The organism is Rhizobium sp. 05L419 (assembly GCF_056397845.1).
The window spans coordinates 19823-38047 of sequence record NZ_JBFTOF010000017.1 but is presented as its reverse complement, the minus strand read 5'-3'; the positions used below and the strand labels follow the sequence as shown (position 1 = coordinate 38047).

General features: G+C 58.4%; 14 protein-coding genes and 2 pseudogenes. 9 read left to right on the top strand and 7 right to left on the bottom strand.

The window, feature by feature from the left end:
- Positions 1–11: 11 nt before the first annotated feature.
- Complete coding sequence (locus AC1DMK_RS20215; protein WP_477861410.1) at positions 12–749, top strand: methyltransferase family protein; 738 nt, start codon at positions 12–14, stop codon at positions 747–749.
- A gap of 188 nt (positions 750–937) precedes the next feature.
- Complete coding sequence (locus AC1DMK_RS20210; protein ID WP_477861408.1) at positions 938–2572, top strand: phosphoethanolamine transferase; 1635 nt, start codon at positions 938–940, stop codon at positions 2570–2572.
- Between the two features lie 580 nt (positions 2573–3152).
- Here AC1DMK_RS20210 and AC1DMK_RS20205 read toward each other — a convergent pair.
- Both AC1DMK_RS20205 and AC1DMK_RS20200 read right to left on the bottom strand, forming a co-directional pair.
- Complete coding sequence (locus tag AC1DMK_RS20205; RefSeq protein ID WP_477861406.1) at positions 3153–3956, bottom strand: slipin family protein; 804 nt, start codon at positions 3954–3956, stop codon at positions 3153–3155.
- Between the two features lie 28 nt (positions 3957–3984).
- Positions 3985–5391 (bottom strand): NfeD family protein, encoded by a 1407-nt coding sequence (locus AC1DMK_RS20200; RefSeq protein ID WP_477861404.1) that lies wholly within the window; start codon positions 5389–5391, stop codon positions 3985–3987.
- Positions 5392–5836: 445 nt separating this feature from the next.
- On the opposite strand from AC1DMK_RS20200, the gene AC1DMK_RS20195 reads away from it, so the two are divergent.
- From AC1DMK_RS20195 to AC1DMK_RS20170, 6 genes are all read left to right on the top strand, one after another.
- Positions 5837–7096, top strand: coding sequence for an ABC transporter substrate-binding protein (locus AC1DMK_RS20195; RefSeq protein ID WP_477861402.1), 1260 nt, complete (start codon positions 5837–5839; stop codon positions 7094–7096).
- A gap of 118 nt (positions 7097–7214) precedes the next feature.
- Positions 7215–8138: a carbohydrate ABC transporter permease gene (locus tag AC1DMK_RS20190; RefSeq protein WP_477861400.1), complete on the top strand. Its 924-nt coding sequence runs from the start codon at positions 7215–7217 to the stop codon at positions 8136–8138.
- A gap of 2 nt (positions 8139–8140) precedes the next feature.
- Positions 8141–9010, top strand: a complete 870-nt coding sequence (locus AC1DMK_RS20185) for a carbohydrate ABC transporter permease (RefSeq protein WP_477861398.1) — start codon at positions 8141–8143, stop codon at positions 9008–9010.
- 5 nt (positions 9011–9015) lie between these two features.
- On the top strand, positions 9016–10077 hold the full coding sequence (locus AC1DMK_RS20180) for an ABC transporter ATP-binding protein (RefSeq protein WP_477861396.1): 1062 nt from the start codon (positions 9016–9018) through the stop codon (positions 10075–10077).
- Positions 10078–10093: 16 nt separating this feature from the next.
- Positions 10094–10834 carry a formylglycine-generating enzyme family protein gene (locus AC1DMK_RS20175; RefSeq protein WP_477861394.1) on the top strand — a complete coding sequence of 247 codons (741 nt, stop codon included), beginning with the start codon at positions 10094–10096 and terminating at the stop codon, positions 10832–10834.
- Complete coding sequence (locus AC1DMK_RS20170; RefSeq protein ID WP_477861392.1) at positions 10813–11820, top strand: ScyD/ScyE family protein; 1008 nt, start codon at positions 10813–10815, stop codon at positions 11818–11820. The genes AC1DMK_RS20175 and AC1DMK_RS20170 overlap by 22 nt, the downstream gene beginning before the upstream one ends.
- A 17-nt stretch (positions 11821–11837) precedes the next feature.
- Here the strand turns inward: AC1DMK_RS20170 and AC1DMK_RS20165 are convergent.
- The 5 genes and pseudogenes from AC1DMK_RS20165 to AC1DMK_RS20145 form a co-directional block, all read right to left on the bottom strand.
- Positions 11838–12068 (bottom strand): annotated as a pseudogene (locus AC1DMK_RS20165) (ABC transporter permease subunit); the annotation flags it as partial.
- On the bottom strand, positions 12052–12507 hold the full coding sequence (locus AC1DMK_RS20160; protein ID WP_477861391.1) for a GNAT family N-acetyltransferase: 456 nt from the start codon (positions 12505–12507) through the stop codon (positions 12052–12054). The gene AC1DMK_RS20160 and the pseudogene AC1DMK_RS20165, both read right to left, overlap by 17 nt.
- A gap of 336 nt (positions 12508–12843) precedes the next feature.
- Positions 12844–13023: a hypothetical protein gene (locus AC1DMK_RS20155; protein WP_477861389.1), complete on the bottom strand. Its 180-nt coding sequence runs from the start codon at positions 13021–13023 to the stop codon at positions 12844–12846.
- Between the two features lie 279 nt (positions 13024–13302).
- Positions 13303–15749, bottom strand: a pseudogene (locus tag AC1DMK_RS20150) (arylsulfatase).
- A gap of 51 nt (positions 15750–15800) precedes the next feature.
- Positions 15801–16637 (bottom strand): hypothetical protein, encoded by an 837-nt coding sequence (locus tag AC1DMK_RS20145; RefSeq protein WP_477861387.1) that lies wholly within the window; start codon positions 16635–16637, stop codon positions 15801–15803.
- Positions 16638–17911: 1274 nt separating this feature from the next.
- On the opposite strand from AC1DMK_RS20145, the gene AC1DMK_RS20140 reads away from it, so the two are divergent.
- Positions 17912–18121 (top strand): cold-shock protein, encoded by a 210-nt coding sequence (locus AC1DMK_RS20140; RefSeq protein WP_037066731.1) that lies wholly within the window; start codon positions 17912–17914, stop codon positions 18119–18121.
- The last annotated feature ends 104 nt before the right edge of the window (positions 18122–18225 follow it).

The window sequence follows — 18225 nt, the reverse complement described above, 5'->3', positions numbered from 1 at the left end:
TGAAGTCGACAATGATAAAGATCGGAAACTTCTTCTTCCGTTTCCGCAACCAGGTATTCCCGCTGCTGATCGTGCTACTATTCCTGCTCGCTCCTCCTCCACTGGAGGTCATGGGAAGTGCTACGACCGAGCGTGCCAAGGACCTTCTGGCGTTGCTTGTCATCATGTGCGGCCTGGCGTTGCGGGCAACCGTTATCGGCTTTGCCTATATCAAGCGCGGCGGTCTCAACAAGCGGGTGTATGCCAAGGATCTCGTGACCGAGGGGATGTTCGGCGTGTGCCGCAATCCCCTCTATGTCGGCAACATGCTCGTCTACATCGGGATATTCCTCCTCCACGGCGATCCGCTGGTCGCCGTGGCCGGCATCGCGCTCTTCGCCTTCATTTATCAGTGCATCGTCTACGCCGAGGAAGCATTTCTGGAGGCGAAGTTCGCCGACGCCTACAGGGCATACTGCCGCGACGTTCCGCGCTGGGGGCTGCGCCTTAGCCGATTTGCTGAGTCGACCCAGGGGATGACGTTCAACATCAGGCGTGTGATCGGAAAGGATTATTCGACCGTCGCGTCAACCTGCATCGCTGTCCTTGTGACCGAGATCTATCGGTTCGCCCCGATGGCTGATCAGATCGAGTATGTCCACTACCTGATTGTCCTGGGGCTGTTGATGGCATGTGTCGGAATTGCCACCGCCGTTGTCAGCCACCTCAAGAAACGTGGTGCCTTTCATGAACGCAGCGCTCTTCACTGATTGCAAAGAGTGGGCCTATAGGCGCTGCTTTTAAGACGACTTGTCACTCTTCCGGCGAACGGTAGCGCGCCAGACGGCCGCTTTCTCCAAGTCCGTTGGGTGAGATTTTTGATTTCGTGCTCTCAACCCCGGGAAATCCTAGCGAGGTCACGAAGCGGGAGTTAGACATCATCTGGACGGACCACGTAGTGAGACGAACAACTCTTTTAGCCCGGCCGAGAATTGGTAGCGTTACGCTATCTGTTCTCGTTTCTCTTTATCTTGTCATATTCGCCAACGCGACATTTTGGGCAAAGGCGGCGGCTCACCTAGCGCCCCATCCCAGCGCTATAGTGGCGCTCTATATCGCGATCACGATGTTATTCATCGCCGTAGCCACGAGTTTTTCAGCGAAGTACATCATCAAGCCATTTCTGATTTTCCTCGTGATGGCCGCATCGTTGGCTGCGTGGTTCACGGACACCTTCGGCGTCATCGTTGACAGCGATATGATCAGAAATGCGATGGAGACCACGCCTGCCGAGGCGCAGCATCTGATAACGGCCGGCTTTGTCGTTCACTTGCTACTGTTTGGCCTTGTCCCCGTCTTGCTGATCGCGTGGGTAAGGGTGGTCCACCGTACGTTCCTTCGAAAGCTACTCTGGAACAGCGTTACGGTATTCGCGTGCCTGGCGGTCTTCTCCCTTTCAGCGGTTGTTTTTTCGAAGGAGTATACGACGGCGATCAGGCAACACCGGGATATTGTTAAAAGCTTGAATCCGGTCACTCCAATCGTCAGCACTGCCAAATATTTCCTGCAAGCCGGCGCCGAGGCAAAGCTGGTCGTGCAATCCGTCGGTCTCGATGCGAAAATATTGCCTGCCCTGGGCGGCCTCCACAAACCGCGCGTAACAATCATTGTCGCGGGTGAGACCGCGCGAGCGATGAACTTTTCGCTCGGAGGATATCAGCGCGACACGAACCCGGAGCTTGCCAAACAGGACGTCGTATACTTTCCGAATACGACGAGCTGCGGGACAGCGACGGCCGCTTCGATTCCGTGCATGTTTTCCCAATTCACCCGGGCGACCTACACCCACAGCAAGGGCCTCGCGAATGAAGGTCTTTTGGACGTGCTCGCCCATGCCGGTGTCGATGTCGCCTGGTTCGACAACAACACGGGGAGCAAAGGGGCGGCGGCGCGGGTAAAATATGTCGATCTCGCGAAATCCGTAGACCCACGCTATTGCAAAGATGGAGAGTGCCAAGACGGCATATTCCTTGACAAGCTCGATGAATGGTTGGACGGCGTCAAACAGGACAGTGTCTTGGTGCTTCACCAGATGGGCAGTCACGGTCCTGCCTACTACTTGCGTTACCCTGATGCCTTCCGCAAATTTGAGCCCGAGTGCCAGACGGCAGAACTCGGAAATTGCAAAGATGCCGAGATTCTTAACGCTTACGACAATTCCATCCTCTATACAGATCATTTCCTCTCAGTGGTCATCGACAAACTCAAGCGCCGAAGCGGGAAGTTCGCTGCCGGATTGATCTATATGTCTGACCACGGAGAATCGCTCGGTGAGAATGGCCTATATCTCCACGGGGCACCCTATATGCTCGCCCCTGACGAACAGACACATGTTCCATTCCTCGTCTGGCTCGACGCGGATTTTTCAACATCGATGGGACTTCAGAAGGACTGCCTCGCTCAATCTACCGCACGGCCGACTTCGCATGACAATCTCTTTCCAAGCGTCCTAAGCATGATGAACGTCGCGACGTCGGTCTACGATGCAAAACTCGATGTATTCAGCGGATGCATCGCCGGCCGACCGTCCTAGGCTTTGAGAAGTTTGGACGCAGCCAAAACGAAGAAGCCCTTGCCGTGTCGTTTTGCAGTTAACCGTAAGACTCTCACGTCAATATTTTCAATAAGATAGCGGGGCACTTAATTTGATGCGAGCAGTTAACATGAGACTGTTATACGGGTTTTGGCACTTAGTATGAAAATCAGCCGCCGACGAAATCGACGATGTTCTTCAAATACTTCCCGATGACCCACGCGCGAGAATAGAGATTGCTTTGGCAGCATTTTCAACGACACCGAGGCCCGCGCAAGCCAATCGCGGGCGTCTCGGTAAAGGCATTTAATTTGAGATTCTCTTCGTCGCGAATCTCAAGTTATCTGCCAAACTAAATCCAAACAGCCGCATTCTTGCGATTTCGGCCCTGAGCTGAAAGGCCCCACAACCTCCCGCCCATTTGGTAAGACTGCTGAATTGAAAGATTAGCGGAGGGGTCGATGCGAGACTTGTCGCTCATAGGGGCCTCTAGACGAAAACAACTTGTTGCTGATCGCTTAAGTGTCCGCAGATCCTTGGTCGGCTTCACGCTCTGCCGCGGTCATTGCTGGCTCAATCGTCATGGCAGGCGATGCCTATCACCGCCTCCGGCGATAGGCACCTTATCCGTCTTGACGGGCATTAGATTGCCGAACTCCATCGGAAAGGGGAACAAGATCGTTGTGCTCTTCTCGCTGGCGATGACGTTCAAAGTGCTTAAATAACGAAGTTGCATGGCCTCTGGCTGCCTGGCTAGAATTTCGGCTGCTTCGAGCAGCTTCGCTGCGGCCTGCTGCTCGCCCTCGGCGTTGATGATTTTGGCTCGGCGCTCGCGTTCGGCCTCCGCCTGGCGCGCAATTGCGCGGATCATCGATTCGTTGATGTCGACATGTTTGATCTCGACAGTGGCGACTTTGATGCCCCACGCATCCGTTTGAGCGTCTAGGATCTCCTGAATATCCGAGTTGAGCTTGTCACGCTCCGCCAGCATCTCATCGAGGTCGTGCTTGCCAAGGACCGAGCGCAATGTCGTCTGGGCAAGCTGGCTTGTCGCCATCATGAAGTCCTCGACCTGTATCGTCGACTTCTCGGGATCTATGACCCTGAAATAAATCACTGCGCTGACGCGGACCGAGACATTGTCATGCGAAATGACGTCCTGGCTGGGGACATCGAGTACGCGCGTGCGCAAGTCGACCCGTACCATCTGCTGGACGTAGGGGATGAGGAGGAACAAGCCGGGTCCCTTGACGCCGGTAAAGCGGCCGAGTGTAAAAACGACACCGCGTTCATATTCCCGCAGGATCTTGACTGCGGATGCGATGAAAGCGAGCAAAATGACAATGGCCACAAGATAAAAGGCGAGATCTGCAAACATACCCATGACTTTTTCTCCTGCTTTCTCAAATCCGTTAGGTCTCTTTCGAGCTGGGGGCCACTTCGAGCGTCAGCCCATTCCTGCCGGTCACCCTGACGCCCTCGCCAGCAGTAAGCGGCTCAACGGAAACCGCCTTCCAGCGTTCGCCATGTGCTATGACGTAGCCCGTAGCCMCCACCCAGCTCTCAACCTGGCCCGAAATCCCGATCATCTGCTCTGCACCCGTGGCGACTTTGCGCCAGCGCGAACCAAATGCGAGGCGAGCAACGACAAGGCTGAAAGCAAGGCTCGCAAAAGCGATTGCGCCCAGTACAGGACGCGAGACTTCCAGGCCTGGTATATCCGTATCGAACAGAATGGTTGCGCCCAGGATCACGGCTACCCCGCCGCCAATGCCCAGGGCGCCGAAGCTTGGCGAATGCACCTCCGCCACCGTCAATCCCACGCCGAGGAAAATAAGCCCAACGCCGGCAAAAGTGACCGGAAGCAATGCCAGGGCATAGAGACCAAGAAGCAGGCAGATGCCGCCGATCGTGCCGGGAAGCATTGTCCCAGGTGCGAGAAATTCGAAGATCAGGCCATAGATACCGACCATCATCAGGATGATTGCGATGTTCGGATCGGTAATCACGGAAAGCAGCCGCGTACGCCAATCCGGCTCGAATTCCTGGACGACTAAACCGGTGGTAGAGAGCCGGACGTCCGCTTGACCGACCCGCACGATTCGCCCCTGTGCCTGGGCCAAGAGATCGCTGATATCAGCTGCCGCGAAATCGATGACATGTTCGCGCACGGCAGCAGTTGACGAAAGGCTTGCGGCTTCGCGCACGGCCCGCTCTGCCCAATCGGCGTTGCGGTTGCGCAATTCCGCAAGCCCGCGAATGTAAGCCACGGCGTCATTGACAATTTTTGCTTCGCTGGCGTTGCCTGGAGCCTCTGCCGGCTTGCCACCCGGTTCGCTCGGCTTTTTTTCGGGTTCCGTATCGCCGAAAGGCTTTACGCCGATCGCGATCGGTGTCGCAGCGCCTAGATTGGTGCCCGGCGCCATCGCGGCGATGTGGCTTGCGTAGAGAATATAGGTGCCGGCGCTGGCAGCCCGTGCCCCGCTCGGTGCGACGAAGGCCGCGACAGGTACGGGCGAGGCAAGGATCCCACGAATGATTTCCCGCATGGAGGTATCAAGGCCGCCTGGCGTGTCCATCTGCAGGATTATTAAGCCCGCTCCACCTTCGCCAGCACGCTGAAGGCCTCGTACCACGTAGTCCGCTGTCGCGGGTCCGATGGCGCCGTTCACTTTTAAGACGACGGCCGCGCGGTTGGATTCCGACGCCGATAGCGTGACGAAACCCAGAGCGGAGAGGAGCGAAAACAACGAGATCAGGATTGGCGGTAGCCACCGCCAATACCTTAATTCCCGCGCTCCAATCTGCGGAATGTGCATAATATCTAATGTATGTCGGAAATCTCAAAGAGAAAGGAATGCTCAAGAGGATACGGCCCAAAGCCGATCGCCAAGCTCATGGTTTTGCTTGAAGCGTCGGTTTAACCTTCGAGGATGCAACGCTTCAAGACTTCGCTGGGCTCTGGAGCGCAATGCTGAAGATTGCCGTTGCGCCTTCGTCGGACAAAGCCTTAGAAGCCGGAGAAGCCACCCCTGAACTCCGCTGATTGCAGGACAAGGATCCTTAAAATGCAAATATAATCGCTCTATATATTGCTCCCGTTGTGATAGAATTTGTGCCTCGCTCGAGGATGAGATGCCGGGCGACGTTTCGACTTTCCGCAGAGTGGTTTGGGTATCGAGGTAGCGTTTCCGCTGTGCCGGAAAGGGTGAGACCCCCGATGGAGAAGGCCTCGGGATAACATCTCGGAATGGGAGGTGTACAATGCTTCGCAGATTGTTTCTCACCTTGGCCATTGCGACGTCCGCGCTCGCGATCAATGGAGCCGCATGGGCCGACATCACGATCCTCGTACCATCTGGTAGCGAGGGCGACGGCCTTAGGGCCGCGGCCGCCGACTACGGAAAGCTGAAGGGCACGAAGGTCGAGGCCGTCCAGGCGCCCTATGCCAACGTGTTCGAGCAGGGCGCCAATGCCGGCGCGACCAAGTCCGGCGTCTTCGACATTATCCTCATGGACGATCCGTGGATTCCGTTTTTCGCCGAGAACGGACATCTGGAGGATCTGACAGCCTACTTCAAGAAGGCCGGCATGGAGGGACCGGATAGTGATTTCCTTTCGAAGTCGCTGGCAGTCTGCCGCAACCCCTACAATACCGGACCCTATGTGTGCCTGCCTTATGTGGGCAATGCGCAGATGTTCTTCTATGATGCGGCCAAGTACAAGGAAGCTGGCGTAGACGCCCCGAAGACCTGGGATGATGTGCTCAAGGCGAGCAAGATGCTGACCGAAAGCGGAGGCGGCCGTTATTTCGGCTACGTCTTCCGAGGCGGCCAGGGAAATCCGGTGGTTGCCGATTTCATGCCGATCTTCTGGTCCTATGGCGCTGATATGTTCAATGCCGACCGAACCAAGGTAACGATCGACACGCCGGAAGGGGCCGCTGCCATGAAGACATTCATGGCGCTGCGCGATGTCTCGCCGAAGGGCGTGGAGAGCTACAATGCCAATGAGGTTGGTACGGCGCTAGCCGCCGGTACGGCGGCTTCATCGATCAACTGGCCGAACTGGGTTGCGACCTTTGAAGATCCGACCCAATCGAAGATGGTCGGCAAGATCTCCTTCAGTCCCATTCCTGCTGGAACGAAACCGGGCAGTTCGGAGATCGGCCACTGGACCATGGGCATCATGTCGGCTTCCAAGAACAAGCAGGAAGCCTTCGACTTCATGCTCTGGGCGACGTCTCCTGAACAGATCAAGATTTCTGCCCAGCGCGGCAATCCGCCTGTCCGGACCTCAGTTTTCACCGACCCCGAACTGACCTCGCAAGAGAAGTTCCGGCACTATCCGGTGTTGATGGAGGCGATCCAAGCTTCTACGCCCCGTCCTCGTCATCCGAAGTGGCCGGAGATCGAGAACGCCTTTGGCATCGAGCTTTCCAAGGCGGTGGCGGGCACGATCACGCCTGAGGAGGCCTTGAAGAACTCGCAGGAGGCGGTCTCAAAGATTACGAACCTTTACTAGGCACGGCTATTGGGGGCGGCGTTTTCGGACGCCGCTCCTTTACGGTGAAGGCAATCGCACTCGGTGAGCTTGAAACCGACAATTCAGGCGCCGGGGCAGGGCTTCGCAGGAGAGGCTAATGGTCACGTCGCAAAGCGGCACTGCAGCCGCATCGCTTCGACCGGGTCGCGGTCTGGAGCGATGGACCGAGCTGCATTTGCGCTTTCTCATGCTTGCTCCGACAGTGCTCATACTGCTCGGGTTGACGATCTTTCCCAGCATCTACATGTTTTACGCGGCGGTTCACAAAATCAGCCCGAACCCCGATCTGCCCTGGACGTTCGTTGGCGCCGGTAATTTCGTGCGGCTTTTTTCCGACGCGCAATTTCACGTCGCGCTCTGGAACACCTCCGTATTTACGGTCGTGGCGGTGACGGCAGAATTCCTCCTCGGTCTTGGTCTGGCGTTGCTCCTCGACAAATTCATTCGCAGGTTGACCTTTCTGAAGACCGTCTTGATGATCCCCATGATGCTGCCGCCGATTGCGGTCGCGATCACATGGAAGCTCATTTACGAGCCCCAGTTCGGCGTTCTGAACGAAATCATGTTCCGCCTCGGTCTGCCATTGCAGGCATGGGCCGGCGACGTGCACCTTGCGATGTTCTCGATCATCGTGGCCGATGTCTGGCAATGGACACCATTCATATTCCTTCTGATGTTGGCGGGGTTGGCCAGCCTGCCGGTCGAGCCCTACGAGGCTGCTGCGCTCGACGGTGCCTCGTCCTGGCAGCAGTTCCGGGACCTGACATTGCCGTTCCTTAAGCCGGTTATTGCTATTGCGCTTCTCCTGCGTGTCATGGATGCGCTGCGTCTGTTCGATCTGGTCTTCATACTGACGGGAGGTGGGCCTGCTGACCGGACCAAGGTGTTGAGCCTCTACATTTATCAGGTCGCCTACCGCTTCGCCGATCCGGGCTACGCGGCGGCGATGTCGCTTTTCGTGTTGTTCGTAACGATCGTTCTGAGCACCTGGTTCATGAAACGCATGCAATTGGCGGATTGACGATGAGGATTGGAAAAACGATACGCACGCGCAGCCGCACCCGAGAGGTGCTCATCGACCTGTTGGCCTATCTCACGATCCTTGTAGCGCTCGTTGTCACGCTTTTTCCGATCTATTGGATCGCGACCAACTCGTTCAAATTTGATATCGACATTTTCGCAGTGCCGCCGGAGTGGTTGCCCCGCAACCCGACGCTAAAACACTATAACGAAGCGTTTATCCAGCGTCCGTTCCTGCGTTACGCGCTAAACAGCTTTCTCGTCGCCGCAGGAACGACCATCGTTTCCGTAACCTTCGGCACCATGGCTGGCTATGCCTTGGCGCGGTTCAGCTATCCCTGGCAATGGCGCAAGCAGATTTCGTTCTGGATCCTGTCAACGCGCATGATGCCGCCCATCGTCAGCATCATTCCGCTCTACCTATTCTTCAATTATTTCGACATGCTCAACACCAAGTCGGCCCTCGTTGTCGCTTACACCGCCTTCAATCTGCCCTTCGCGACGTGGATGATGAAGAGCTATTTCCAGGATCTTCCAATCGAGCTCGAGGAGGCGGCGATCGTCGACGGCGACACGCGGTGGGGCGCTTTCCTTCATGTGGCATTGCCTCTCGCCCGGCCCGGGCTTGCGGCCACCGCCATCTTCTGTCTGATCATCTCGTGGAACGAATTTCTGCTTTCCCTGATCATCACGCTCACCGAGCAGTCACAAACGCTGCCGATCGGTATTGCCGGGCGCGTCACGCAGTACAACACCTATTGGGGTGAAATCAGTGCGGCGGGTTTCATGGCGTGCGTGCCAATCGTCATCTTCGCCTTCATAGTCCAGAAACATCTCGTCCGGGGATTGTCCCTGGGGGCCGTCAAAGGTTGAGACCTATGGCATCCGTCACATTCAAGAATGTCTGCAAGAAGTTCGGCGAATTCGTTGCCGTTGACGATTTCAACCTCGAGATCAGGGACAAGGAGTTTCTCGTTCTGCTCGGACCTTCCGGTTGTGGCAAGACAACGACCATGCGGATGGTCGCGGGTCTCGAGGAGGCGACGTTCGGCGGCATCTACATCGATGAGGACCGCGTTAACGGTGTCCTTCCCAAGTATCGCGACGTTGCAATGGTGTTCCAGTCATATGCTTTGTATCCGCATCTCACCGTCGAGGATAATATCGGCTACCCGCTGAAGATCCGAAAAGTCGAGCCGGCTGAACGCAAGCGACGAATAGTCGAGGTCGCACGACGTGTGGAACTCGACACCATGTTGTCGCGACTGCCGAAGGAACTTTCCGGCGGCCAGCGCCAGCGCGTAGCACTTGCCCGAGCGATCGTGCGCACACCACGCGTCTTTCTGATGGACGAGCCGCTATCCAATCTCGATGCCAAGCTTCGCACACAGATGCGCGCCGAGCTGAAGCACCTGCAGCATGAGCTGCAGGTCACGACGATCTATGTCACTCACGACCAGATAGAAGCGATGACGCTTGCCCACCGCGTGGCCGTGATGAACAAGGGCGTGATCGAGCAGCTTGGGACGCCCCGGGAAATCTACAACGATCCGCGCACCCTTTTCGTTGCCGGATTTATCGGCTCGCCACCGATGAACCTCGTTCCGGGAGAAGTGAGAGACGGCGTGTTCGTTAGCGCCGGCCTCAGGGTCGGAGGTATCGGCCGGGCAAACCTCTCTCGAGCTGTCCTCGGCGTCCGCCCGGAGGACGTCCATCCGGCCAATCCCAGTGATGCAGATGTCAACCTCGTCGCGCCGATTTATTCGGTGGAACTTACCGGCGAGAATACGCTTGTGAGCCTGCGGTTGGGCGGTCAACTGATGACCTTGCGCGCCGACAAGAATTTCACCGGTCAGATCGACCAACAGATCGGCGTCAAAGTCGCGATTGATCGCGTCTTTCTGTTCAACGACGAGACGCAAGATCGTGTTGACTTCTAGCGTTTGGGCCGCAGTGATGGTTATCACCTTTGCAGTCCGTGTGGCTGCTGCCGATGGCGGCCCCATCGCCGGAAATCCGCTGATCGAAATTCCTGCGGGGACATTCATCTTCGGCCGCGACGACGGCCCCGAAAACGAACGCCCGCGGCGCGTGCTGGAGGGGCGGGCATTTGCGATCAACCGCACCGAGATTACAAACCGACAGTATGGGCTCTTCGTCAAGGAGACCGGTCATCGTCCGGGCTTCTACGCCAATCACCCAATCCTGGGATTGGACGACCGGCCGGTCGTCGGGGTGAGTTGGGCAGATGCCGATGCCTTTTGCAGCCACTATGGGTTAATCCTTCCCTCGGAACAAGAATACGAGCGCGCGGCGCGCGGAACAAAGGGCGACGCGTTTCCATGGGGTGAGAGGCCGCCGGACGAATTGCGGGCAAATTCGGGAGCGGATGTCTGTTGTTCAGGGGACGCGCGCGACGGCTACCCGATGACCGCACCAGCGGGGTCATTTGCCGATGGCGCAAGCAAAGAGGGTGTCCTCAATCTCGTCGGAAATGTCTGGGAGTGGACCCGCGACTTCTACGCGCCGTATGAAGGTGAGACCGTGGGAGGGAGCGCCGGACTGTACCGCGTGCTTCGCGGTGGCTCCTGGAACAGCGATCCAAATCACCTGACGACGACCTATCGCCTAGCTTATGATCCGGAATTCCGATTCTCAGCCAATGGTGGCTTCCGATGCGTCCGTTCTACGCCGTGATGATCGTCACCGGCCTTCTGCTTACGGCAGCCGGTGCCGGCGCTGAGCCGATAGCTGCGCCAGACTATACGCTTGCGACCTTCCACACGCCGGGTGCCGCCTTCGCCGGCCTTTCCCTGGACGCCGGAGGCTTGCTCGTGAGCGATCTTGCCAGCGGCAGGCTCTACCGGCGCGACGCGGACGGCAAGCTTGTTGCGTTCGGTCCGGTTTTTCCCCATGGCCTCGACGTGATCGGCGATCCAACGGGTCCCTACCGTGTCATTCGCGCCGGCGATAGCTTTGTCGTTGCCCAGGGATGGACTCCGGTCGATTCAGACGAGGGGCCGTTCGACCACGCCCTCGTTGTGCTCGACGCCGCCGGCAAGCTTCGCGTCATCACGAACGATTTCTGGAATCCGTTCGACTTCATCGTGGCAGGCGGAACCTACTACGTGATCGACTCCGCTCGAAATAGTGTCGAGCGCGTGCAGCCCGATGGCCGAAAAACAACGCTCCTGACATTCGGCCGCATGTGGCAGGCAGCCACGGCGCTGCGCGGCCTTTCACCGACAGAGTTCGCGGAGGGCAACAGCTATGAAACCGATGCGGTACCGACCGGCATCGCCCTTTACGGCGGGCGCCTCTATGTAGCGTTGTTCGGCGGATTTCCCTTTCTAGCCGGCGCCGGAAAGATCGTTTCGATCCCCGACGTCGGTGATCAGTCAACGCCGCAGGTTGACGTCGAAGCACTCAATGCGCCGGTGAGTATTGCCTTCGACGATGATGGAGCGATGCTTGTCCTTGAACACGGCCTCTACAGTCAGAAGGAAGGTTTCTTGAAGGGGAGCGGGCGATTGCTCAAGTTCAATAAAATAACACACGAACGAACGGTTATTCTCGACGGCCTGACCCGCCCAGTGTCGGTGCTCGTCTGGGGCGGGCGGCGGCCCGTCGTTTCCGACCTGGGCGGCAACCTTCATGTTCTGACACCGGAATCTGGTCGCTGACGGTGGTCCCGTCCGCTTTTGATCTTGTCGGAGTAGTAGATTGCCTGACCATGGGTCAGCGCGAGCACGAAGCCGCGACCGATGAAAAGCATCGTTTGCGTCGCGATGAAGGCCGGCACTTTCAAGAAGGTGACGAGCACGCCGTTGAGCAGGCCGATCACCGTGCCCAACAGCATGCAGAGGATCACCGACGGGATGACGCCGAAGTCGAGAAAGCTCGGGGCAAAAAGCCTAGCAATCTCGACCGAGCACCTTGGTGTAGACGCAAAGCTTGCCAGAGGGGTCATAGCCGTTGGCCCGGTAGTAGTCGGCGACACCCCCGGCCCGCTGCGACACCAACCATATGTGCACGTAGCCCAGCCTGAGGGCTTCATCTTCGATGCAACGGAGCAGGCCAGAGCCAATGCCTTGTCGCTGATATCGGGGTCGGATGGCGATTTCCGCTACGTGCAAACCACGGCCGGCGGCCGATGTGTGCGGCAAGCCAAAGGCATATCCGACAAGCTCGTGCTCGTCGAACGCGGCAAACGCGAGAAAGCCCGGCGTCGCCGTGAGTTCGTCAAGGCGTGACGTCGCAGTCTCGACACTCCACTCCTCGTGCCATGGAGGCTCAGCATAGGCCTCGACAATGATGCTTGCCCTGCGCAAGGCTTCGGAACGACTGACTCTCCTCAAGCAAACTGGCATGCGAACCTGCTGTAAACGCGACACTAGCTGGAAACGTTTGCGACACGCCATCAGATCCGATTTGTCTCAGCGCGCCCAGAGGGAGTTAAGCACACAATTGCGCGCAGATGCCGTGACTTCGTCGTGACACGCGTTTTGCGGGAGATCCAACGGACCTCCCGATCGCATTCGTTGCCGGCATGATCTTGATGCATTTGGAAATGAAGGTGTCTGGGTTCCGGTCAGAGCGAGCTCTGATGTCAGCCTTTTGTTTGCAGTTGGGGATACATTTCACGACGATGAATAATCTAATTGCTTCGAATCGCTGTCGGGACGGCGCCTCATCTCTCGAGCGGCCTAATAGCTGCAAGAGCGGCCATTGCTCGGCCTGAAACCGTCCGAACAGGCTCGATTCATCGAATCTCCCGGCTGATAGCCTGATGCGGAGCCCATTGAATTCGGGGGGGTCGCGCATGCCGCAAGGAACGAAAGACTGATCAGCGCTCCGCCTGCTACCAATGCCCGAAATTTGTTCATCTGGCTTCTCCTGCGTGTGTGTTCTGGCAGCAATCTATCACGCCGAAACAATAACATGCCAGCGTATCACACGCACTTGAGGGCATCGCGTTGAAAGCAGGTCGAATAACACCAAGGGCAACAAAAGGTGATTTTGCTGGGCGCGTGTTTTGAAGTGTGCCTTGGGCTGCTCGCAATCTGGGCGGCCTCACGCCGGGAGCGCGCATTAGCGGATTTCTGCAGGCCGTGCCGCCACAGAAACCCGCCATTTCGCCGGGCCCGCTTGCGCGTTGGCGCGGATTACATCGCATTCGGCCCGAGCTTCACCGTCAGCTTGTTGATCTTGCCGGTGAAGGGGAACGGCACCTGGTAGTCCTTGTCGTCGACCGACGTACCGGTGTCGATGCCCACGTTGAAGGTCTCGTCCCATGCGATAGCGATCGGCAGGCTCTTTGGCATGGGATGACTGTCGGCGACTTCTCCATCCACCTTCAGCGTGCCCGTTCCGCCCTTGCCGAGACCCGGACCGTCATACTTCCAGTCAAACTCCAGCGTGTGCTTGCCCGCTGTGAGCCCCGTCTTGCCCTTCCACTTGACGCGCTCAAGGTTAATCAAATCCCAGGTCAGCACCGGTACGCCCTTGAGCAGATAGAAGCCGTATCCGGCAAAACGGCCGCCGTCGGTCATCAGCATGCCTTCGCCGCCGCCTTCGGGTACCTCGATCTCGGCGGTGATCGTGTAGGACTTGTTGAGCAGGCTCGGCGCCGAGCCTGTTTCGGGGAACGGCACGTTCATGACCGTGCCCGAATAGGTGAATTCGGTGCGGCCAGGCGCGTAGCTCGGCTTTTCCGAGATGAACCTCGTCAGGCGCGTGTCATCGAGCGGGAACACGTGGTACTTGGCTGCCTCCATCGAAAACAGTTGCTGCATGTCGCGCAGCTTGTCCGGCATCTCGGCGGCCAGGTTGTGCGCCTGCGTCCAGTCCTTGTTGGTGTCATAAAGCTCCCACTTGAAGCCATTCATGACATCCTCTGGCGGCTTTTCCAGTGTAAGGATCCAGGGCGCACCGATCGGAGGCGCGCCGCCAATCCAGCCGTTGTTGTAGATGGCGCGAGAGCCGAACATCTCGAAATACTGGGTCGTATGACGGTCCGCCGCCTTGGCGTCGTCCCAGCTATAGGCCATCGAAACACCTTCGATCGGCCGCTGAGCGACACCGTTCACAGAAACGGGCTGCGGAAGGCCCGCCGCTTCGAGAATTGTCGGCACAATGTCGATCACGTGACTGAACTGGTTGCGGATGCCGCCCTTGTCCTTGATGCGGGCGGGCCAGGCCATGGCCATGCCGTTTCGTGTGCCGCCGAAGTGGGAGGCCACCTGCTTGGTCCATTGATAGGGCGTGTCCAAGGCCCAGGCCCAGCCCACAGCATAGTGCGGATAGGTCTGGTCGGTGCCCCAGGCGTCGTAGAACTTCATGTTCATTTCGACGGTTGGGCTCACGGCATTGGCGATGGCGAATTCGTTGAACAGGCCGTTGAGCGTACCCTCAGGGCTCGCGCCATTGTCGCCGCTGATATAGATGATCAGCGTGTCGTCGAGCTTGCCTTCGTCCTGGATCTCCTGGATCACGCGGCCGATCTCATGGTCCGTGTAGGCCAGATAGGCCGCATAGACATCGGCCTGGCGGATATAGAGCTTCTTGGCCTCGGGCGAGAGCGTATCCCGCTTCGGGATGGTGTCAGGCCAGGGTGTGATCTCGGCATCCTGTGGAATCACGCCAAGTTTCTTCTGGTTGGCGAAGATCTTGTCGCGGAGCTTGTTCCAGCCATCATCGAAGAGATGCATCGCGCTGATCTTGTCAACCCATTGCTTCGTTGGGTGATGCGGCGAGTGCGTTCCGCCGGGAGCGTAGTAGATCATGAACGACCGATCAGGCTGCACAGCGCTCAGCGTCTTGATGTGCTGGATGGCGTCATCGGCCATGGCGGTGATCAGGTTCCAGCCGGGCTTGCCGAGGTAAGGCTCGATCGGCGTCGTATTGCGGAACAGGTTGTTCGACTGCCACTGGCTGGTGTCGTCGCCGATGAAGCCGTAATAGTAATCAAAGCCCTTGACGGGCCCGGTCGGCCAATTGGTGAAGGGCCCCGCCTGGCTCGCCTCCCACTGCGGCACGTTGTGGTCCTTGCCGAACCACGACGTGTCATAGCCGTTCTGCCGGAGGATTTCGCCGATGGCGACTGCGTCGCGCGGGATGACGCTGTTGTAACCGGGGTAGCCGGTCGCCTGATCGACGACGACGCCGGTGCCCACAGAGTGGTGGTTGTGGCCTGTGAGGAGCGCGGCCCGCGTCGGCGAGCAGAGGGCCGTGGTGGGGAACCTTGTATAGCGCAGCCCTTCGGCGGCGACGCGATCGAGGGCGGGAGTGGGGATCACGCCGCCAAAGGTCGACGGTGCCGCAAAGCCCACGTCGTCGGTCATGATCAACAGGATATTCGGCGCGCCCTTGGGCGGCACGGTAATCGCCGGCCAATAGGGCTTCGATTGCGCAGCGTTAGGGTCAATCTCGCCGCCGAACGCCGCGGGCGGGTTGGGAAGATAGCCCCGTCGATCGTCGCCTTGGCGCCCGGCGAGCCGGGCTCGCCCGAGACTACCCCTTGTGCTGCCGACAGCGTCACGCCGGACAGGAGGGTCGCGAGGGACGCGACGATCCCAAGTGTTACTTTCCGAGTCGTTCTGCACAGGTCCATTTTCTCCTCCCGTGTGATTGCGAAATAGGGTGCGAGGTCAACCGCTCTGTCCTAATAGCAGGGCGGAGATGGGGAGTAGCCGCAGGCCGGCGGCGGGTATGGCGGGCGATAGTAAGGGGCAGCTCCGTAAGCGGCGCCCGCAGCCGCACCCGCATATCGGGCGCCGCGCCAGGCGGTGCGGCGGGCGACCCCGGAGAAAGAGCGCGGTGTGCGTGGCAGTCCGATGATGTCGATGAAGACTGATGCCGGGCCGTCGGCTTTCTCAATGTTACTTTCAAGAACCTCGACGGTGAAGTTGAGCTTGTTGCCTGAGCGCTTCGGGTCCTTGAGGACCTCGACCGCATCTTCAACGGCCGACGCCTCCTTGTCGAAGGCCGAAACCGTTGCGTTCGGCGGATCCTTCTCAAAACCGCCGCCCTGCGCCCATTCTTCCAAATGATGAGCGGTCGACGCGCGACCAGTCGACCGCACCGGACGATCGGAAAACATGATCGAGTTGGGCGAAATGCCGTCGAGTGCCGGCGTCGTTCCCGTCAGGTTTGCGCCATCGGAGTTCATCACGATCAAGGATGGAACGATCTCCCGCTTGGCCGTACCGATCGATTTCAGGGCAGGCGCCTTGATGGCATCTTCGCCAAGGGCCGAACCAGTCGGACCGAGCAAAAGGGCAATGGCCAGAACCGATGCAAATCGCAAAAGGGCTCTGATAGCCACCCGCGCGGCAATCGTTTCTCCGGTGATGTAGGTCAGGAAATTGCGAACCCTCTCGGGCACGACGAAATCGCGGCTCGCCACGATGCGACCACGTAGTGCGCACATGTCGGCCGAGGCGGGCAAAGTTGGCCCGTTCACCGACACTATCTTCTGGGTCGCACGGGTATGGAGCATGCCGTCCCCCCCCCCCAATCAAGCCACGGCAATCCTCAGTCGCCACGCRCTCCTTTACTTCCGAATAGCTTAGTCCCTGGCTTAGATCTGGGGCAATTCAGTAAAAATACGTAGCAATTGACTGGAGCCGTTTCGATGCCCATTCGAATCCCTGAAGGTCCCGTTCGGCCGAGGAGTTGCCTATGCGATCCGGTCATGCGGCGGGAGGCGGCGGGCTGCATGCGGCAGCACTTCGATATCCGGCACGTTGCAAAGATCAGGGAGCTGCTGGCCAGGGAGGAAAGCTCTCGAGGCATGTGCGAGGAACGTGCAGCGGCGGAACAGGCTCTCGGCACAGTCGATCAGCTACCGGTTCTGGTCCCGGGAGGAGCGCGGCACCGAGGGGCTCGTGACGGAGATCGAACAGGCGCTATGCCGGCCGGCTGATCCCTAGCCGGCGCATTTCCGAAAAACCGTGGAGCACCCAAGGCCGAGCTGTTTTGCCGCTTCCTGGAAAATCCTGCCCTGCGCCATCGCTGCCAAGGGGGCCTCAACAAAAGCGAGCAGCGCCATGCCCCCACACAGGCTATCTGCACATTCCGCCAGGACGGATCGTCGGTCGTAGTTAGGAGGCCCAGTAGTATCGGGCCTTCGCCGTCAATCTCGTCAACGCCCGCAATCGTCGTGGCGAAGTCATTGCGCATTTGCGTTCAGCCGCAAATAGCGTGACCGACGATCTCATGGCGCACACGTCTTCGTCGGCTGGGAGCACATTGCATTCTCGGGCGATTTCCTGTGGGATCGGGCCGCGCAAACAAAGGCGCGCAAATCACTCATCCTGCCGCGCAAGCCCCGAACCGCGCAGGATGTTCTCCCGCCGTTCGCCCTTGTTCCAACGCTATGGCCTCCACTTGACCGCTTTCATTTGACTGACCTCGCTTCCCACCCGTCGGAAGCATCCGACGGCCAAGGAAACAGTCGTCTCCACCGGGCAATCGCGGACATATGGCAGGCCCGATGGCGCAGACTGGAACGAGCAGCGGTCTCCTTGTCGCCCCGCACATGACGGAGGAGCGGATGTCATCGTAAGTGGGTCAATCTCGACCCGTCAAACTAGAGGTTGACATCCGGAGGCAAGATAAACTATAGATGGTCTATCGATATTTGCTTGCTGAGCTTTGGTTACCGCGCGATTTGCACCGCGCCCTGAACGAACCTTCCTTTCAAAAATCGCTATCATCCGCTCCTGCGCTGACGCGTGGGCGGTCCTTCAATATGCTATGAAAGGGTTCATCATGACCACTGGCACCGTTAAATGGTTCAATTCCACCAAGGGCTTCGGCTTTATTCAGCCTGACAACGGCGGCACCGACGCCTTCGTTCACATCTCCGCCGTCGAGCGCGCCGGAATGCGCGAAATCGTCGAAGGCCAGAAGATCGGCTACGAGCTCGAGCGCGACAGCAAGTCGGGCAAGATGTCCGCCTGCAACTTGCAAGCCATCTAATCGGTAACTGCTTTCCTTTGACCACGGATGTACTGGCACTGTCGAAAGCACAATTACCAAGCGAGGTCAGGCAGAACTGCCTGGCCTTTTTTTATCCCGTGCGA

Bases quoted from the DNA above. Each gene is read 5' to 3' on its own strand.
- AC1DMK_RS20180 (WP_477861396.1), top strand. From the start codon at position 9,016: ATGGCATCCGTCACATTCAAGAATGTCTGCAAGAAGTTCGGCGAATTC.
- AC1DMK_RS20140 (WP_037066731.1), top strand. From the start codon at position 17,912: ATGACCACTGGCACCGTTAAATGGTTCAATTCCACCAAGGGCTTCGGC.
- AC1DMK_RS20215 (WP_477861410.1), top strand. From the start codon at position 12: ATGATAAAGATCGGAAACTTCTTCTTCCGTTTCCGCAACCAGGTATTC.
- AC1DMK_RS20205 (WP_477861406.1), bottom strand. From the start codon at position 3,956: ATGGGTATGTTTGCAGATCTCGCCTTTTATCTTGTGGCCATTGTCATT.
- AC1DMK_RS20185 (WP_477861398.1), top strand. From the start codon at position 8,141: ATGAGGATTGGAAAAACGATACGCACGCGCAGCCGCACCCGAGAGGTG.
- AC1DMK_RS20175 (WP_477861394.1), top strand. From the start codon at position 10,094: ATGGTTATCACCTTTGCAGTCCGTGTGGCTGCTGCCGATGGCGGCCCC.
- AC1DMK_RS20170 (WP_477861392.1), top strand. From the start codon at position 10,813: ATGCGTCCGTTCTACGCCGTGATGATCGTCACCGGCCTTCTGCTTACG.
- AC1DMK_RS20195 (WP_477861402.1), top strand. From the start codon at position 5,837: ATGCTTCGCAGATTGTTTCTCACCTTGGCCATTGCGACGTCCGCGCTC.
- AC1DMK_RS20160 (WP_477861391.1), bottom strand. From the start codon at position 12,507: ATGCCAGTTTGCTTGAGGAGAGTCAGTCGTTCCGAAGCCTTGCGCAGG.
- AC1DMK_RS20145 (WP_477861387.1), bottom strand. From the start codon at position 16,637: ATGCTCCATACCCGTGCGACCCAGAAGATAGTGTCGGTGAACGGGCCA.
- AC1DMK_RS20190 (WP_477861400.1), top strand. From the start codon at position 7,215: ATGGTCACGTCGCAAAGCGGCACTGCAGCCGCATCGCTTCGACCGGGT.
- AC1DMK_RS20155 (WP_477861389.1), bottom strand. From the start codon at position 13,023: ATGAACAAATTTCGGGCATTGGTAGCAGGCGGAGCGCTGATCAGTCTT.